Origin of the sequence: Pontitalea aquivivens, assembly GCF_046507575.1 — a bacterium.
GTDB lineage: Bacteria > Pseudomonadota > Alphaproteobacteria > Rhodobacterales > Rhodobacteraceae > Pontitalea > Pontitalea aquivivens.
The window spans coordinates 114,562-130,925 of record NZ_JBKFEY010000001.1; the positions used below are offsets into that span (position 1 = coordinate 114,562).

19 protein-coding genes and 1 riboswitch are annotated in these 16,364 nt (G+C 67.0%); of the genes, 7 read left to right on the forward strand and 12 right to left on the reverse strand.

All coding sequences use genetic code 11. The annotated features are described in order from the left end of the window. Nucleotides 1-31: 31 nt before the first annotated feature. Both ACK8OU_RS00550 and ACK8OU_RS00555 read left to right on the forward strand, forming a co-directional pair. Nucleotides 32-1,432 (forward strand): leucyl aminopeptidase family protein, encoded by a 1,401-nt coding sequence (locus ACK8OU_RS00550; protein ID WP_410301390.1) that lies wholly within the window; start codon nucleotides 32-34, stop codon nucleotides 1,430-1,432. Continuing rightward, entirely contained in the window at nucleotides 1,429-2,256 is an 828-nt protein-coding gene (locus ACK8OU_RS00555) for a C40 family peptidase (protein WP_410301391.1), read from the forward strand. Before ACK8OU_RS00550 ends, ACK8OU_RS00555 begins: the two co-directional genes overlap by 4 nt. Nucleotides 2,257-2,341: 85 nt before the next feature. On the opposite strand, the gene ACK8OU_RS00560 is transcribed toward ACK8OU_RS00555, so the two are convergent. Further along, on the reverse strand, nucleotides 2,342-2,698 hold the full coding sequence (locus ACK8OU_RS00560) for a DUF2794 domain-containing protein (RefSeq protein WP_410301392.1): 357 nt from the start codon (nucleotides 2,696-2,698) through the stop codon (nucleotides 2,342-2,344). A 190-nt stretch (nucleotides 2,699-2,888) separates the two neighbouring features. Here ACK8OU_RS00560 and ACK8OU_RS00565 point away from each other — a divergent pair, with 190 nt between their 5' ends. Continuing rightward, entirely contained in the window at nucleotides 2,889-3,332 is a 444-nt protein-coding gene (locus ACK8OU_RS00565; RefSeq protein ID WP_410301393.1) for a c-type cytochrome, read from the forward strand. A 45-nt stretch (nucleotides 3,333-3,377) separates the two neighbouring features. Here the strand turns inward: ACK8OU_RS00565 and ACK8OU_RS00570 are convergent, their stop codons facing one another. After that, nucleotides 3,378-3,674: an I78 family peptidase inhibitor gene (locus tag ACK8OU_RS00570; protein WP_410301394.1), complete on the reverse strand. Its 297-nt coding sequence runs from the start codon at nucleotides 3,672-3,674 to the stop codon at nucleotides 3,378-3,380. A 4-nt stretch (nucleotides 3,675-3,678) separates the two neighbouring features. Beyond that, nucleotides 3,679-4,011 (reverse strand): I78 family peptidase inhibitor, encoded by a 333-nt coding sequence (locus tag ACK8OU_RS00575; RefSeq protein WP_410301395.1) that lies wholly within the window; start codon nucleotides 4,009-4,011, stop codon nucleotides 3,679-3,681. Nucleotides 4,012-4,086: 75 nt separating this feature from the next. On the opposite strand from ACK8OU_RS00575, the gene ACK8OU_RS00580 reads away from it, so the two are divergent. After that, nucleotides 4,087-5,217 (forward strand): S-(hydroxymethyl)glutathione dehydrogenase/class III alcohol dehydrogenase, encoded by a 1,131-nt coding sequence (locus ACK8OU_RS00580; RefSeq protein WP_410301396.1) that lies wholly within the window; start codon nucleotides 4,087-4,089, stop codon nucleotides 5,215-5,217. A gap of 63 nt (nucleotides 5,218-5,280) precedes the next feature. On the opposite strand, the gene ACK8OU_RS00585 is transcribed toward ACK8OU_RS00580, so the two are convergent. Genes ACK8OU_RS00585 through thiB form a run of 3 tightly spaced genes read right to left on the reverse strand, consistent with a single transcriptional unit; the run spans nucleotide 5,281 to nucleotide 8,463 of the window. Next, a complete protein-coding gene (locus tag ACK8OU_RS00585) occupies nucleotides 5,281-5,976 on the reverse strand; it encodes a thiamine ABC transporter ATP-binding protein (RefSeq protein WP_410301398.1) in 696 nt (231 codons plus the stop codon). Continuing rightward, nucleotides 5,960-7,504 (reverse strand): ABC transporter permease family protein, encoded by a 1,545-nt coding sequence (locus tag ACK8OU_RS00590; protein ID WP_410301399.1) that lies wholly within the window; start codon nucleotides 7,502-7,504, stop codon nucleotides 5,960-5,962. The genes ACK8OU_RS00585 and ACK8OU_RS00590 overlap by 17 nt, the downstream gene beginning before the upstream one ends. Continuing rightward, complete coding sequence (gene thiB, locus ACK8OU_RS00595; protein WP_410301400.1) at nucleotides 7,480-8,463, reverse strand: thiamine ABC transporter substrate binding subunit; 984 nt, start codon at nucleotides 8,461-8,463, stop codon at nucleotides 7,480-7,482. The genes ACK8OU_RS00590 and thiB overlap by 25 nt, the downstream gene beginning before the upstream one ends. A gap of 37 nt (nucleotides 8,464-8,500) precedes the next feature. Then, nucleotides 8,501-8,601, reverse strand: a riboswitch (TPP riboswitch). Between the two features lie 90 nt (nucleotides 8,602-8,691). Between thiB and aroC the strand changes: the two genes are divergently transcribed. The 3 genes from aroC to ACK8OU_RS00610 all read left to right on the forward strand — a co-directional run bounded on the left by aroC (nucleotide 8,692) and on the right by ACK8OU_RS00610 (nucleotide 11,279). After that, complete coding sequence (aroC, locus tag ACK8OU_RS00600; RefSeq protein WP_410301402.1) at nucleotides 8,692-9,792, forward strand: chorismate synthase; 1,101 nt, start codon at nucleotides 8,692-8,694, stop codon at nucleotides 9,790-9,792. A 2-nt stretch (nucleotides 9,793-9,794) separates the two neighbouring features. After that, nucleotides 9,795-10,583 carry a glycosyltransferase family 2 protein gene (locus ACK8OU_RS00605; protein WP_410301403.1) on the forward strand — a complete coding sequence of 263 codons (789 nt, stop codon included), beginning with the start codon at nucleotides 9,795-9,797 and terminating at the stop codon, nucleotides 10,581-10,583. Nucleotides 10,584-10,661: 78 nt separating this feature from the next. Beyond that, nucleotides 10,662-11,279 (forward strand): TetR/AcrR family transcriptional regulator, encoded by a 618-nt coding sequence (locus ACK8OU_RS00610; RefSeq protein ID WP_410301404.1) that lies wholly within the window; start codon nucleotides 10,662-10,664, stop codon nucleotides 11,277-11,279. Between the two features lies 1 nt (nucleotide 11,280). Here ACK8OU_RS00610 and ACK8OU_RS00615 read toward each other — a convergent pair whose 3' ends face one another. From ACK8OU_RS00615 to ACK8OU_RS00640, 6 genes are all read right to left on the reverse strand, one after another. After that, the gene (locus ACK8OU_RS00615; protein WP_410301405.1) at nucleotides 11,281-12,009 is read right to left on the reverse strand and encodes an NYN domain-containing protein; all 729 of its coding nucleotides are present in this window, start codon (nucleotides 12,007-12,009) and stop codon (nucleotides 11,281-11,283) included. 110 nt (nucleotides 12,010-12,119) lie between these two features. Next, nucleotides 12,120-12,911, reverse strand: coding sequence for a cytochrome c1 (locus tag ACK8OU_RS00620; RefSeq protein ID WP_410301983.1), 792 nt, complete (start codon nucleotides 12,909-12,911; stop codon nucleotides 12,120-12,122). Nucleotides 12,912-12,925: 14 nt separating this feature from the next. After that, nucleotides 12,926-14,248, reverse strand: coding sequence for a cytochrome b (petB, locus tag ACK8OU_RS00625; RefSeq protein ID WP_410301406.1), 1,323 nt, complete (start codon nucleotides 14,246-14,248; stop codon nucleotides 12,926-12,928). 11 nt (nucleotides 14,249-14,259) lie between these two features. Further along, a complete protein-coding gene (gene petA / locus ACK8OU_RS00630) occupies nucleotides 14,260-14,823 on the reverse strand; it encodes a ubiquinol-cytochrome c reductase iron-sulfur subunit (protein WP_410301407.1) in 564 nt (187 codons plus the stop codon). Nucleotides 14,824-15,024: 201 nt separating this feature from the next. Next, nucleotides 15,025-15,750 carry a response regulator gene (locus tag ACK8OU_RS00635; RefSeq protein ID WP_410301408.1) on the reverse strand — a complete coding sequence of 242 codons (726 nt, stop codon included), beginning with the start codon at nucleotides 15,748-15,750 and terminating at the stop codon, nucleotides 15,025-15,027. Then, nucleotides 15,750-16,250, reverse strand: coding sequence for a MarR family winged helix-turn-helix transcriptional regulator (locus ACK8OU_RS00640; protein ID WP_410301409.1), 501 nt, complete (start codon nucleotides 16,248-16,250; stop codon nucleotides 15,750-15,752). Before ACK8OU_RS00640 ends, ACK8OU_RS00635 begins: the two co-directional genes overlap by 1 nt. Nucleotides 16,251-16,364: the final 114 nt, after the last annotated feature.

The following is a 16,364-nucleotide window of genomic DNA, read 5'->3' on the forward strand; positions in this document are numbered from 1 at the left end:
GCGGCCACGATCCCTTGCGAAAGGCCCCGCCATGACGACCGCCGCCGACAGCTTGCGTTTTGCCCCCGCCGACGCCGACAGCCGCCCCCTGCATCTGGTGCCCGAGGCGGTGGCGGGCGCGGTGCTGGCCGCGCTGCCCCCGGTGCAGGCGCGTTGGGCCGCGGCGCAGGGGTTTTCCGGCGCTTTCGGGCAGCTGTGCCTGTTGCCCGGCACCGATGGCGCACCGCAGGCGGCGCTGTTCGGGCTGGGCGGCCCCGAGGCGCTGGCGCGCAACCGTTTCCCCCTTGCCCGCGCCGCCGAAGCGTTGCCCGAAGGCGATTGGCACCTTGACGGCGACCTGACCCCGCAGCAGGCGCAAGAGGCGGCCCTGGCCTGGTTGTTGGCGGGCTATCGCTTTGCCCGCTACAAATCTGCCAAGCCACTGAAAGCGCGACTGAAATGCCCTGCCGGGGTGGACGGCGCCCGTCTTGAGGCGATCGCGCAGGGGGAATGGCTGACCCGCGATCTGATCAACACGCCCGCCTCGGACATGGGCCCCGATGAACTGGAGGCGGCCTTTCTGGCGTTGGCCGATGCCTTCGGCGCCGAGACGCGGGTGATCCGCGGCGACCGTCTGCTGACGGAAAACCTGCCGATGATCCACGCGGTGGGCCGCGCCAGCCCGCGCGCGCCGCGGCTGCTGGATCTGCGCTGGGGCGGGACGGGGCCGCGGCTGACGCTTGTGGGCAAGGGCGTGTGTTTTGACACCGGGGGGCTTGATCTGAAGCCCGCGGCCTCGATGGGGCTGATGAAGAAGGACATGGGCGGGGCCGCCACGGTGATGGGGCTGGCGCGGATGATCATGGCGCTGGGCCTGCCGGTGCGGCTTCGGGTGCTGGTTCCGGCGGTGGAAAACGCGGTGGCGGGCAATGCGTTTCGCCCGCAGGACGTGCTGTCCAGCCGCAAGGGCCTGACCGTCGAGGTCAACAATACCGATGCCGAGGGGCGGCTGGTGCTGGCCGATGCGCTGGCGCTGGCGGATGAAGAGGGGCCGGATCTGCTGATCTGCATGGCCACGCTGACGGGGGCGGCGCGGGTGGCGCTGGGCCCGGATCTGCCGCCCTTCTACACCGATGATGACGCGCTGGCCGCCGCGCTGGCGGGGGCGGCGGCGCGGGTGGCCGATCCGCTGTGGCGCATGCCCTTCTGGGCGCCGTATGAGCCGCTGATCGAACCGGCCATCGCCGATCTGGACAATGCGCCTTCGGGCGGGATGGCGGGGTCGATCACGGCGGCGCTGTTCCTGCGCCGTTTCGTCACCGCGACCGCGCGGTTTGCGCATTTCGACATCTACGGCTGGCAGCCCACCGCCGCCCCCGCCCGGCCCAAGGGCGGTGTGGGCCAGGGCGCGCGCGCCCTGCTGGAGGCCCTGCCCGAGGTTCTGGGCCTGTGACCGACCGCCGCCTGACCCCCGCCAATGGCCGCGTCGCGCATGTAAGCCTGCGCGGCCAGCTGGCGGCCGAGCGTTTCGTGGAAGGCGATCCCGCCTGCCTGGCCGTGGCGCTGGCCGATCTTTGCGCCACGCCCGGCGGGGCGCGTGATCGCCAGGTGCTGATGGGCGCATCGCTTCTGGTGCTGGACCGCGCGGGCGCGCATGCCTTTGTGCGCGCCGAGGCCGATGGCTATTGCGGCTGGCTGGACGCCGCGGCGCTGGGCCCGGCCTGCGCGCCGACCCATTGGGTTGCGGCGCCGGCCACCCACATCTATCCGGGCCCTTCGATCAAGCAGCGTGAAACGGCCCTGCTGTCGCTGGGCGCGCGGCTGTGCGTGACCGGCTGGGATGGCATGTTCGCCATCACCCCGCAGGGCTTTGTCCCGCGCCGGCATCTGCGCGCGCTGGGCGACTGGGCCGAGGATCCGGTCAGCGTCGCCCAAAGCCTGATCGGCACGCCCTATCTGTGGGGCGGCAATTCGCGGTCTGGCGTCGATTGTTCGGGACTGGTGCAGATTGCCTTTTCCGCCTGTGGCCTGGATTGCCCCGGCGACAGCGACCTGCAGCACCGCGCGCTGGGCGCGCCGCTGCCGCCCGGCGCGCAGGCGCGGCGGGGGGATCTGTTCTTCTGGAAGGGGCATGTGGCGCTGGCCTGTGATGCGGATGTGCTGATCCATGCCAATGGCCATTCGATGAACGTGGCGCATGAACCGATCGACAGCTGCCTGCGCCGGATCGAGGCCGCGGGCGAGGGGCCGTTTCTGGGCCTGCACCGCCGGAACTGACCGACCGCCGGAACCGACCGCCGGAACCGACGGGGATTGGGGGAGACGGGGATTGGGGGAATGGCCTGCCGGTTACGGGAAACGATCACCCAACGGGGCGGATCAGCTTGCGTTCCAGCACACGCAGCACCGCGGGCAGGTCATGCCCGCGCTTCAGGATCTGCCCGTCCATGCCGACCACGGCATATTGCCCCTGCCGGGTGCGCAGGGCGGGGCGTTTCTCGATGCGGTAGATCGGGTGTTCGGCGGCGCGGCGAAAGACCGAGAACACCGCCATGTCGCGCAGAAAGCTCATGCCATAGTCGCGCCATTCGCCGGCGGCAACCATCCGCCCGTAAAGCGACAGGATCACCGACAGTTCCGCCCGGTCGAATGCGACCTGCGCCGGGGCGGTGGCCGGGCCGGGGCCAGGGGGGAAGGCAGGCGGGATCTGCATTGTCATGTCCCCAAGGTGGCAGCGGGGCTGCCCCAAATCAAGCGCGTGGCCGCATGGCGCGGGAAATATCCCCGGGCGGCGCGCCCGCCCGGGCAATGACATTCGGGTGATCATGCGCGTGATCCGGCCTGCGCGCCTGTGCGAAGGGGCTTTGCCGCGCTATGCTGACGCCACGGTGTTAACAAGGGAGTTTCAGATGACATTTTCCAGCAAGATGCTGACCTTTGGCCTGATCCTGGCGGCGGGCGTCGCGGTCGCCAAGGAAGGCGTGCAAAATCCGGTGGTGAAGGCCCGGATGGACCTGATGGGCGTGGTGCGTGGCAATACCGGCGTTCTGGGCGACATGGCACAGGGCAAGACCGCCTTTGACGCCGACAAGGCCGCCGAGGCCGCCGCCGCGCTGGCCGCTGCTGCCGCGGAAATTCCGCAGGCTTTCGAAGCCAATGAAACCGACCCCGTCACCGAGGCCAAGCCCGAAATCTGGACCGATACCGAAACCTTCACCGCGCGGTCGGATGCGCTGTTCAAGGCCGCGCAGGGGATCGATACCAGTTCGCTTGATACGCTGAAGGCCGGCATGGGCGCCATCGCCGGTGCCTGCAAGGATTGTCACACCGACTTCCGCATCCAGACCAACTGACCGCTTGAAGGTCCGTTGCAGGATAGCTGGCCGATGCCGCGCGGGTCACGAACAGTGCGCCCGCGCGATTCGGTTCCGGGCATCGATCTCGATGTTCAGCCGGTCGGGGCGGTAATCCATCGTCACCGCCATGCCGGGGCGGATGATGCGGACGGGCGCGTCGAAACGCATCCCCTGCAGCACCGATTCGGGTTGGCCGACCAGATGCTGCAGGCGCACGGCACCACAGGCATCTGCACCCGGATCGGCCGGATTGGCCGGATCGGGGGGCAGCGCGGGTGCCGCCCGGCAACCCGCCAGCGCCAGCCCCGCGATCAGGACCAGGGGGATCGCGCGCGCCACCCGATCAGCCGCAGTCGATGTTGTAGATGTTGCCCGCCGCATCCAGCCGGAACACGACGCGCTGGGGGTTGTATTCCTGCGCCTCGATCCCGCGCCATTCCACCACGCGATGGGGCCGGGTGAAGGGGATGGTGGCGATCACGCCGCCGGGCTGGCCCAGATAGGCCACATAATCGACCGCCTTGCAGGTGTCGGGCATGCGTTCTTCCAGACCGCCGGCGGGATCGGTGCCCAGCAGCATCGGCGCCGGGGTCTGGGGCATCGGTTCCTCGATCGGCATCGGGGGCTGGCAGGCGGCCAGCAGGATCACGGCGGCCAAGGCGGAAAATCTGGTCATTTTGTCGTTTCCTGAGGTTGCTCTTGCGCGGGCTTTGCCGCAGGCTTCGCGCATCTATACAGCGAGGATTTACCCATGAGAACCCGTGCCGCCGTTGCCCTTGCCCCCGGCAAACCGCTTGAAATCATGGAGGTGAACCTGGAAGGCCCGAAACAGGGCGAGGTTCTGGTGGAAATCAAGGCCACCGGCATCTGCCATACCGATGAATTCACATTGTCGGGAGCAGACCCCGAAGGCATCTTCCCCGCGATTCTGGGCCATGAGGGCGCGGGCGTGGTGGTCGAGGTCGGCCCCGGCGTCACCACGCTGAAGCCCGGTGACCATGTGATCCCGCTTTACACCCCCGAATGCCGCCAGTGCCCGTCCTGCCTGAGCCAGAAGACCAACCTGTGCACCGCGATCCGGTCGACCCAGGGGCAGGGGCTTTTGCCCGATGGCACGACGCGGTTTTCGATGCTGGATGGCACGCCGATCCATCACTACATGGGCTGTTCGACCTTTGCCAACCACACGGTGGTGCCCGAAATCGCGCTGGCCAGGATCCGCCCCGACGCGCCCTTTGACAAGGTCTGCTACATTGGCTGCGGCGTCACCACCGGCATCGGCGCGGTGATCAACACCGCCAGGGTGGAAATCGGCGCCAAGGCGGTGGTCTTTGGTCTGGGCGGGATCGGGCTGAACGTGATCCAGGGGCTGCGTCTGGCGGGCGCGGACATGATCATCGGGGTCGATCTGAACAATGCCAGGAAGGAATGGGGCGAGCGTTTCGGCATGACCCATTTCGTCAACCCGAAGGAAATTGACGGCGATATCGTCAGCCACATCGTCAACATGACGAAAACGCCCTTCGACCAGATCGGCGGGGCGGATTATTCCTTCGACTGCACCGGCAACGTCAAGGTGATGCGCGATGCGCTGGAATGCACCCATCGCGGCTGGGGCCAGTCGATCATCATCGGCGTGGCGCCCGCGGGTGCCGAGATCCAGACCCGGCCGTTCCAGCTGGTCACCGGGCGGGTGTGGAAGGGCACGGCCTTTGGCGGGGCGCGCGGGCGCACCGATGTGCCGCAGATCGTGGACTGGTATATGGATGGCAAGATCGAGATCGATCCGATGATCACCCATACGATGCCGCTGGAAGACATCAACAAGGCCTTCGACCTGATGCATGCGGGCGAATCGATCCGCTCGGTCGTGCTGTTCTAGGGGCAGAAAGCGGGGGTTTCACACCCCCGCACCCCCGTGAGGTATTTGTGGCAAGATGAAGGATCACCCGCCCAGATAGGCCCGCAGCGCCGGGGGCGGGTTATCCAGAAGCGGTCCGGTGGGCAGGGGCGGATGCGCGCGGCCCTCGGCCACCAGCAGGGTCAGGTCAGCGAAGGCGCGGGCATCTTCGGGGTCGTGGGTGACCATCAGCACGGTGGCGCCCTGTTCGGTGGCGATCGCATCGACCAGGTCCAGCATGTCGCGTTTCAGTGCGGGTCCCAGCGCGGCAAAGGGTTCATCCAGCAACAGCAGCGGACGGGCGCGCAGCAGCGCGCGGGCCAGCGCCACGCGGCTTTGCTGGCCGCCCGACAGCGCGCCGGGCTTGCGCCGGCCCAGGCCGTGCAGCCCGGTGCGGGCCAGGGCCTGATCGATGCGCGCCTGTTGATCCGCATCCAGCCGCAGGCGCGGTGACAGGCCGATGGCCAGATTCTGCGCGACGCTGAGATGGGGAAACAGGTTCTGGTCCTGAAACAGGATCGACAGGGGCCGGGCGCCGGGGGGCAGGGCGGTAAGGTCCCGCCCGTCCCACAGGATGCGGCCCGAGACCGGGGGCAGGAAGCCCGCGATGGTGGCCAGAAGCGTGGACTTGCCCCCGCCCGAGGGGCCCATGATCGCGCAGCGCGCGCCGTGGGGCACGGTCAGGTCGGCGCGCAGGTGGAAATCACCCTGGCAGATATGCAGTTTATCCAGGGTCAGCATGCTGTCCGATCCGGTCAAAGGCCCAGAACAGGGCGAAGGTCAGCGCCATCAGCACCGCCGCCGCCGCCGCGGCCTGATCCATCCGATAGGCGCCCATCAGCTGGAACAGGGCAAGGGGCAGGGTTTTCTGTTCGCCCCCGGCGAACAGCGTGATGACGCCCAGATCGCCCATCGAGAAGGCCGCCGACAGCCCGGCCGAAAAGCCAAGGGGGCGGGCCAGGCGTGGCAGGGTCAGATAGCGCAGGCGGGCGATGCCGCTTAGCCCCAGCGAGGCGGCCAGGCGGTCATAATCGGCGGCCAGAACGCGCGCCTCGGGCAGGATCATGCGCAGCGCGAAGGGCAGCGACATGGCGGCATTGACGATCAGGGTGACGGGCAGGGCAAGGGCGGTGGGGGTCACGACAGGCCGCAGGATCACGAACAGCCCCGTGCCGATCACCAGGGACGAGGCGGTCAGCGGCAGCATCCCCGCCGCTTCGGCCCAGGTGGCGCGGGTTGCCGCCAGCGCCAGCGGCAGCGCAAGCGCCAGTGTCAGGGCGGTTGACCCCAGCGCCAGCGCGACCGAGGTGCCGGTGGCGGCCCAAAGGCTTGCGGGCAGCGCGCCGACCCCGGGCAGGCCGCGGGCCAGGACCGTGCCGATGGGCACCAGCAAAAAGGCCGCGGCCACGGCGATGGCGATGATGTCCTGCACCGCCGCCGCGCGGCCCGGCGCCTGCAGGGCCAAGGGCCGGTCCAGCCCCGCGCCAAAGCTGGAGGGCAGGGTGACGCGGGCGGTGATCGCCAGCGCGCCAAGGCACAGCGCCACCTGCACCAGGCCAAGGCTTGCGGCGCGGGCAAGGTCGAAATCAAAGCGGAAGGCCTGATAGATCGCCAGTTCGACGGTCGTGGCGCGCGGACCGCCGCCCAGCGTCAGGGCCACGGCAAAGGATGTCAGGCACACAAGGAAGATCGCCAGGAAAGCCCCCGGCAGAATGGCGCGCAGCATCGGGATTTCCAGATGGCGGCGGATGTCGCCCGGGCCAAAGCCCAGTGCGGCGGCCAGCCGGAACCGTTCCGCCGGGATGCCCTGCCAGCCATGCAGGATCATCCGGGTGGCCAGCGGCAGGTTGAAAAAGACATGGGCCAGAATCACCCCATGCGCGCCATAAATGGTCAGGCCGGGCAGGCCCAGTCCTTCCAGCCCGGCGTTGACCATGCCGCGCCGGCCAAAGACCGTCAGAAGCCCCATCACCGCCACGATGGCCGGCAGGATGAAAGGCGCCCCCAGCAGCGAGATCAGCAGCCCCCGGCCCCGGAACCGCCGCCGCGCCAGCGCGCGGGCCACCGGCACCGCCAGCAGGCACGACACCGCCGCCGAAACCGCCGCCTGCCAGATCGTGAACCACAGCGCCGCCAGATCGGCGGGCCGCAGCACGCCAAGGCCGCCGGCGCGGATCGCCACCGCGCCGAGCGTTCCCAGCACCAGCGCCGCCACCAGCAGGGCTGCCAGCGGCGCGGGCCAGCTTATTTTGTGAACGCGGCGAGCCATTCGTCCAGCGCGGGCTGGCGCAGCGCCTCGGCCTCGGCCTCGGTGAAGAACAGGGTCCTGGCGGGGCGGGGCAGGGCGGCGAACCCCTCGGGCAGGAAGCCGTCCTTGATGATCGCGGGATAGGACCAGTTTCCGGTGGCGATCATGCCCTGGAAATCATCGGACACGACATAGTCCATGAAGGCCGCCGCCAGATCGGGTTGATCGGTGCCGGCCAGGCGCGCGGCAACCTCGGTCAGGAAGTAATGCCCCTCGGGGAAGATCGCGGCGGCCTTGGTCGTGTCTTGTTCCGCGATGATGTGATAGGCGGGCGAGGTGGTGTAGCTGAGCACCATATCCACCTCGCCATCGGTGAACAGGCCATAGCTTTCAGACCAGCCGGCGGTCACGGTCAGCACCCTGGGGGCCAGTTTCGCCCAGGCCTCGGGCGCGCGGTCGCCATAGACGGCCTTGACCCAAAGCAACATTGCCAGCCCCGAAATCGACGAACGCGGGTCTTGAATTGCAATTTTCAGACTATCTGGCGCGTTCAGCAGATCCTCGAACGAGGTGGGCGGATTGGCCAGGCGGGTCGTGTCATAGACAAAGGCCGTCTCGCTCCAGTTGAAGGGCAGGAAGGTGTCGTCGGTCCATGCGACCGGCAGGGTCAGGGTGGCATTGTCCTGCCCGTGGGGCGAGAAAAGCCCCGTGGCGCGGGCGCGGGCCAGCACGTCGATGGTCAGGCCGATGACCACATCGGCCTCGGTCCGGTCGCCTTCCAGCAGCAGGCGGGGCAGCACGTCACCGGCCACGAATTTCAGATCGCAGGCGCAGGCCGCCTCAAAGCCCTTTTCGATCGCGGGGCCGGGGCCCCATTCCGAGGTGAAGTAATCGGGCGCATAGACAGTCAGGACGGGCTTTTCATCCGCCACGGCGCTGGTGGCTGCAAAAAGTCCCGCAAGCATCAGAGTGGTTCGCATCTGGGTCTCCAATGGCTGACGGGCGGGGTCAGGCCGGGCGAACCCGTGCTACCTTCCCTCCGCCGGTCTTAACCGGTTCAGGTTCAACGGGTTCGCGTTGCCGCATCTCAGCCCGACCGGGCACCCCGAGGTGGGCCGTAACATAGGCGCGCCGTGGCCTTTCGCAAGGGAAATCGCTTGAGCCAGCCCCCCCGCGCCGCTATGCCGTGGGGCGAGAGGAGAGCTGTGATGAGTTTCAATACCTTCGGCCATCTGTTCCGTGTCACCACCTGGGGCGAAAGCCACGGCCCCGCGATCGGCGCGACGGTGGATGGCTGCCCCCCGGGGATCGAGATTTCGGAAGAGTTCATCCAGGTCTTCCTGGACCGCCGCCGGCCGGGCCAGTCAAAGATGACCACCCAGCGCCAGGAACCCGATCAGGTCCGCATCCTGTCGGGCGTCTTTGAAGGGCGGTCCACCGGCACGCCGATCCAGCTGATGATTGAAAATACCGATCAGCGCAGCAAGGATTATGGCGAAATCGCGCGCCAGTTCCGCCCCGGTCACGCCGACATCACCTATCACCAGAAATACGGCCTGCGCGATTATCGCGGGGGCGGGCGGTCCAGCGCGCGCGAAACCGCGGCGCGGGTGGCGGCGGGGGGCGTGGCGCAGGCGGTGCTGAAGGCGCTGGTGCCCGATCTGCGGATCACCGGCTACATGGTGCAGATGGGCGCCAAGCAGATCAGCCGCGAGCGGTTCGACCGCGATGAGATCCTGCGCAATCCCTTCTTTATTCCCGATGCCGCCGTGGTCGCCGAATGGGCCGATTACCTGGAGGCGATCCGCAAGGGCCACAGTTCCGTTGGCGCGATGATCGAACTGGTGGCCGAGGGTGTGCCCCCGGGCCTTGGCGCGCCGATCTATGCCAAGATGGATACCGACCTGGCCGCCGCGATGATGTCGATCAACGCCGTCAAGGGCGTCGAGATCGGCGAGGGGATGGCGGCTGCGGGCCTGACCGGGATCGACAATGCCGACGAAATTCGCATGGGGCCGGACGGACCCGAATTCCTGACCAACCATGCCGGTGGCATCCTGGGCGGCATCACCACCGGCCAACCGATTGTCCTGCGCTTTTCGGTCAAGCCGACCTCGTCGATCCTGACGCCGCGCCGCTCGATCAACGTGGCGGGCGAAGAGGTCGAGGTGGTGACCAAGGGCCGCCACGATCCCTGCGTCGGCATCCGCGCCGTACCCGTGGCCGAGGCGATGATGGCCTGCGTGATCCTGGACCATCTGCTGATGGATCGCGGCCAGACCGGCGGTGCGCGCGGTCGGATCGGCTGACCTTGGCCGAGGTCAGCGTCATCATCCCCTGTCACAACGCGGCCGGGGTCATCGGTCGTGCGCTGGGCTCGGTCCAGGCGCAGACCCTGACCGACTGGGAGGCGATCGTGGTGGATGACGGGTCCACCGATGCCAGCCTGGCCGCGGTGACGCCCTGTCTTGCCGACCCGCGCATCCGGTTGATCCGGCTGCCCGGTAATCGCGGCGCGGGGCCCGCGCGCAATGCCGGGATCGACGCCGCGCGGGGGCGCTGGCTGGCCTTTCTGGATGCCGATGATGAATGGCTGCCCGAAAAGCTGGCCCGCCAGACCGCTTTTTTGCAGGCGACCGGCGCGCGGATCGCCGCCACCGCCTATCTGCGCCACAACGATCTGACCGGGGACCAGCAGGCCATCGGCCTGCCGCAACGGATTGCCATGCCGGGATACCTGAAAACCAATGTCATGGGCTTTTCCACCGTGATGATCGACCGCGCCTGGCTGGGCGCGCGGCGGATGCCCGCGTTGCGGCGGCGCCAGGATTTCGCCTTCCTGATCGCGCTGTTGCGCGGCGGCACCGAGGCGGCGGGCCTGAATGAGGTGTTGTGCATCTATCATCACGGTCATGGCACGCTGTCCTCGGGCAAGGGGCGGGCCGCGCGGGGTACCTGGGCGATGTATCGCGTTCACCTGGGCCTGTCGCTGACGCGGGCGGCGTGGTATTTCGGCCATTACGCGCTGCGCGGGTTCCTGCGCCACAAGGCGCCGCGCCTGGCCCGCGCGCTGGGGGTGTTGCAACCGCCCGCGGCGTGACGATCGGTCATTGCCCCAACTGAACCGATCAGTCTATGCTGGGGGCGTATCCGTGCATCACCACCGGAAGGAACCGCCATGACCGACCCCGCCATCCGCAAGGGCCGCAAGTTCGACCAGGTGCTGGACGGCGCGCGGACGATCTTTTTGCGCGACGGGTTCGAAGGCGCCAGCGTCGATGACATCGCGCGCGAGGCGGGGGTCAGCAAGGCCACGCTTTACAGCTATTTCCCCGACAAGCGCCTGTTGTTCATGGAGGTCGCCAAGACCGAATGCCGCCGTCAGGCCGATGCGGCGGTGGAACTGATCGATCCCGCGCTGCCGCCCGAACAGGTGCTGCGCGCGGCGGCTGAATGCATCATCGCCTTTATCACCTCGGAATTCGGGACCGGCGTCTATCGTATCTGCGTGGCCGAAAGCGACCGCTTTCCGGCGCTGGGGCATGAATTCTATCATTCCGGCCCGCTTCTGCTGCGCGAACGGCTGGTGGATTACCTGCGCCAGGCGGCGGGGCGGGGTGAACTGGCGATCGAGGATTTCGACCTGGCTGCCGATCAGTTCGCCGAATTGTGCAAGGCCGATATCCACGCCCGCCTGCTGTTCGGCGTCAGTTCCTGCTGCCGCCCCCGCGACAGCGCCCGCGTGATCGAGGGCGCGGTGCAGATGTTCATGGCCCGCTACGGCACGCGACGCTAGGTCAGGCCAGATCGCGCACCGTCAGCTGGCCGCCCGGACCGTGCTGCACCTCAAACCGGCCGGTTTTCTTGATCAGGTCTGACAGCTTCGCCGCGCCGTAGCTGCGGGTGTCGAAATCGGGATTGGCCTGGGTGATGAACTGGCCGATCTGACCCATGGAATACCATTCCTCATCCCCGCCGATGGCGCGCATCGCCGCCACGATCAGCGGGATCGCGTTCTTGGCGGGTTCCTTGCCGCGCGGGGCCTCGGCGCCGGGGCGCGGTTCATCGCGGGTGGCGGGTTCATCGGCGCCAAGGTTCTCGACATAGATGAACCGCTTGCAGGCCATGCGGAAGGCCTCGGGCGTTTTCTTTTCGCCGATGCCATAAACATCCAGCCCCTGTTCGCGGATGCGCGCGGCCAGGCGGGTGAAATCGCTGTCCGACGACACCAGCACAAAGCCGTCGAACAGGCCGGAATGCAGGAAATCCATCGCCGCGATCACCAGCCCGATGTCCGAGGCGTTCTTGCCCTTGGTATTGGCGAATTGCTGATCGGCGACAAGGCCCAGGGCCGCGACCCGTTCGGCCCATTTGCCCAGACGCTGCGCCGACCAGTCGCCATAGATGCGCCGCACGCTGGCCTCGCCCAGGCTGGCGATTTCTTCAAAGATCGCCTCGGCATAGCTGGCGGGGACGTTGTCGGCGTCGATCAGGACGCACAGGCGCGGGGCGCGGGGATCGGCCATCGGTTTTCCTTTCCGGGTTCGCCGTCAGCCTATCGCGGCGGCGCGGCCAGCGCCATCGCCAAAAGAAAACGCGCCCCGGTGGGGCGCGTTCGGGGGCCATGCCGGCCGAATCAGACGTGGCGGCCCTTGTGGGGCGCCCAAAGCCGCTTGTTGGTCAGATACAGCAGCGCGGTCAGGACCGTCAGCATGATGACCGCGACAAAGCCCATCTGCTTGCGGGCCATCATCTTGGGTTCCGCCGTCCACATCAGGAAGGCCGCCACATCGGTCGCCATGTTGTCAACCGTTGCGGGGGTGCCGTCCTCATACTCGATCAGGTCGTCCATCAGCGGCGCGGCCATCGCGATCCAGCCGCCGGGGAAGGTGTGGTTTTCATAGAAATAGGAACCTGCTTCCTCTTTCTCCTCACCAGTATAGCCGGTCAGCAGCGAGGCGATGTATTCGGGCCCGCCGATGCCGCGGAAGAACTGGTTGATGCCGGTGCCATAGGGCCCGTGGAAGCCCACGCGCGCCTTGGCCATCAGCGACAGGTCCGGCCCCATGCCCTCGCCCGAACGGCTGGGGAACATGTCGGTTTCCTTGCGCGGACGCGGCTCGCCGGTTTCGGCATCGGTCACCTCATCCAGTTCCGCCGCATAGGCGCGGACCCAGGCCGGGTCCATGCCCAGCCCGTCGGTGTCGGCCAGCGTGCGCAGCGGCACATATTGCAGGCCGTGGCAGGACGAGCAGACCTCGCGATAGACCTGGAAGCCGCGGCGCAGCTGCTGTTCGTCATATTTGCCGAAGGGGCCTTCAAAGCTGAAGGCAAAATCATCGACATGACCTTCGGCACCTGCCGCCAGCGCGGCGCCGGACCCGAGCATCAGCGCGGAAACGGCAGAGATCAGAAGTTTTTTCATGATATCGGTCCTTTTCCTTACTCGGCCGGGGTCGCGTCGGCGCGGTAATGCGCGTTGAAGTCTTCCTCGATCGTGGCCGGCTGCGGCAGCGGCTTTTCGATCACGCCCAGAAGCGGCAGGATCACGAGGAAATAGGCGAACCAGTAGGCCGCACCGATCAGCGAGATCGAGGCATAGGGTTCCTCGGCCGGCATGGCGCCGCACCACATCAGAACGACGAAGTCGATCACCAGCAGGTAGAACCACCACTTGAACATCGGGCGATAGCGGCCCGAACGCACGGACGAGGTATCCAGCCAGGGTGCCAGCGCCATCACGGCGATCGCGCCGAACATCGCCAGAACGCCAAAGAACTTGGCGTCAACGATGCCGAAGGTCACCCATTCCACCGCGATCACGACCCAGACATCGGCGGTGAACGCGCGCAGGATCGCGTAGAACGGCAGGAAGTACCATTCCGGCACGATATGGGCCGGGGTCACCAGCGGGTTCGCCTCGATATAGTTGTCGGGGTGGCCCAGATAGTTCGGCATGAAGCCCACGACCGCGAAGAAGACCAGCAGAACCAGCGCCAGGGCGAACAGGTCCTTGATCACGAAATAGGGCCAGAAGGGCAGGGTGTCCTTGTCCGCCTCGGCCTTCGAGGTGCGGCGCACATCAACCCCGGTGGGGTTGTTGTTGCCGGTGGTGTGGAAGGCCCAGATGTGCACCGCAACCAGCGCCGCGATCACGAAGGGCAGCAGATAGTGCAGCGAGAAGAAGCGGTTCAGCGTGGCATTGTCCACCGCCGGGCCACCCAGCAGCCAGGTCTGGATCGGTTCGCCGATGCCCGGGATCGCGCCGAACAGGCCGGTGATCACGGTCGCGCCCCAGAAGGACATCTGGCCCCAGGGCAGCACATAGCCCATGAAGGCGGTGCCCATCATGCACAGATAGATGATCATGCCCACGATCCAGGTGATTTCACGCGGGGCCTTGTAGGACCCGTAGAACAGACCGCGGAAGATGTGGATATAGACCGCCAGGAAGAACAGCGAGGCGCCGTTGGCGTGGATGTAGCGCAGCGCCCAGCCACCGTTCACATCGCGCATGATATGTTCGACGCTGGCAAAGGCCATGTCGACATGCGGGGTGTAATGCATCACCAGAACGATGCCGGTTGCGATCTGCAGCACAAGGCAGAACGCCAGGACGATACCCCAGATCCACCACCAGTTCAGGTTCTTGGGCGTGGGGATCATGATGGTGTCATAGGCCAGCGCCACGATCGGCAGGCGCTTGTGCAGCCACTGTTCGATGCCCGTCTTGGGCTCGTAATGGTCGTGCGGAATTCCGGACATGGTGCTCTCCCTCAGCCCAGCAGAATCGTGGAGTCATCGGTGAACTGCGCCACCGGAATGTCGAGGTTGCGCGGCGCGGGGCCTTTGCGGATGCGCCCCGAGGTGTCGTAGTGCGACCCGTGGCAGGGGCAGAACCAGCCGCCGAATTCGCCCGCGCCGTTGCCGATCGGTACACAGCCCAGGTGCGTGCACACGCCGATCATCACCAGCCATTCGCCCGCGTCGTCCAGCGAACGGTTTTCATCCGCGGCGCTGGCGCCGGGCTTGTTGGCGTTCTGCGCCAGCGGGTCGATGATGTCGGGGGCGTTGTCTTCGGCCCGCGCCTTGTCGATTTCTTCCTGGGTGCGGCGGCGGATGAAGACCGGCTTGCCGCGCCATTTCACCGTCAGCTGCGTGCCAGGCTCGACGCCCGAGATGTCGACGAAGATCGAGGCAAGCGCCTGAACATCCGCCGAGGGGTTCATCTGGTTGACCAGCGGCCAGACGGCCGCGCCGGTGACGACGGCGCCCGTTCCTGCGGTCGCGTAGTAGAGGAAATCCCTCCGGGTGCCTGCGTGTTCTTCAGCGTGGGACACGAAATCTCTCCTTCCCGGGCCTTGGGTGGGCCGATACGACTTGCCGGGCCGCACGTTGTGCCGCCAAACATGGCGACCTATTAGCAATCACATCCCTGTCAGTCCAGAAGACAATAGCGCGCAGCGGGGTTGAAATGCTGCACTGCGATAGCCAATTTGCCGCAGTTTCGCCCGGGCGGGGGCACAGCACGGCCGGAGGGCCTATTCGGGGGCCAGCATGTAGCCCAGGCCGCGTACCGTCTGAAGGAATCGCGGCTCGCGCGGGTCGGGTTCGATCTTGCGGCGCAGGCGGGTGATCTGCACGTCCACCGTGCGGTCGCCGCCGCCCTCATCGGGCATGCTGCCCCGGTCGCGGCCCAGTTCGTCGATCAGTTCGGCGCGGCTGACGACCTCGCCTGCGCGGGCGGAAAAGATGCGCATCAGGGCCGCCTCGGTCGCGGTCAGGCGCACCGGCACATCGCCCTGCCACAATTCGCCCCGGTCCGGGTCATAGCGCAGCGGGCCCAGGTGCAGCGCCTTGGGGCCCGTCTGCACCTCTGTCGGGGCGCGGCGCAGGATCGCGTTGATGCGCAGCAACAGCTCTTTGGGTTCGAAGGGCTTGGGCAGATAATCATCGGCCCCCGCTTCCAGCCCCTCGATCCGGTCGCGGGTTTCGCCGCGCGCGGTCAACAGCAGGATCGGCGTGTCCAGACGCCGGCGCAGATCGCGCGTCAGGCCAAGCCCGTCTTCCCCCGGCATCATCACATCCAGCACGATCAGGTTGAATTCCAAGCCTTCCAGCAGGCGCCGCGCCTGTGCCGCATCGCGCGCCGCCGTCACCAGAAAGCCGTTGCGGATCAGGAATTTCTGCAAAAGGCCGCGGATGCGTTCGTCATCATCCACGATCAGCAGATGCGGCCCCGGCTGATTGCCCGCCCCGCCCGGCATCACGCGCCGTCCCGCATCATCGTGAAGTGGCGGCGCATCTCGGGATCCATCATCGCCTCCAGCACCTGGCGGAAGCCTGCCACCGCCTGCGGGCCGGCGGAACGATAGGCCGCGCGCATGCGTCCGCGCTGTGCCTCGGACAGTTCGCGTTCCAGATCGGCACCCTTCGCGGTCAGGAACAGGTGGCGTTCGCGCTTGTCCTTGCGGCCCACGCGGTTTTCGACCAGCCCGTCCTCGATCAGGGTGCGCAGCACGCGGTTCAGGCTTTGCTTGGTCACCCCCAGAACCGACAGCAGCGTGGTCACGGTCAGCCCCGGCTGGCGGTTGATGAAATGCATCGCGCGGTGATGCGCCCGCCCGTAAGACATCTGTTCCAGGATCTTGTCGGGATCGGCGGTGAAGCCGCGATAGGCAAAGAACATCGCCTCGATGCCGCGGCGCAACTGTTCATCGGTCAGAAACAGAAGGGCTTCCCCGCCCTGAACCCCGGTGTCAGCCATGGTGCCCCCTTGCTTTCCCGCGATTTTACGTCAGCGTTGTTGACTTTCCAAGAATCAATTGTTACCGATCCGCTGAATTTGCGCAACTTTATGTCCGAAACGGACCAATCGGGC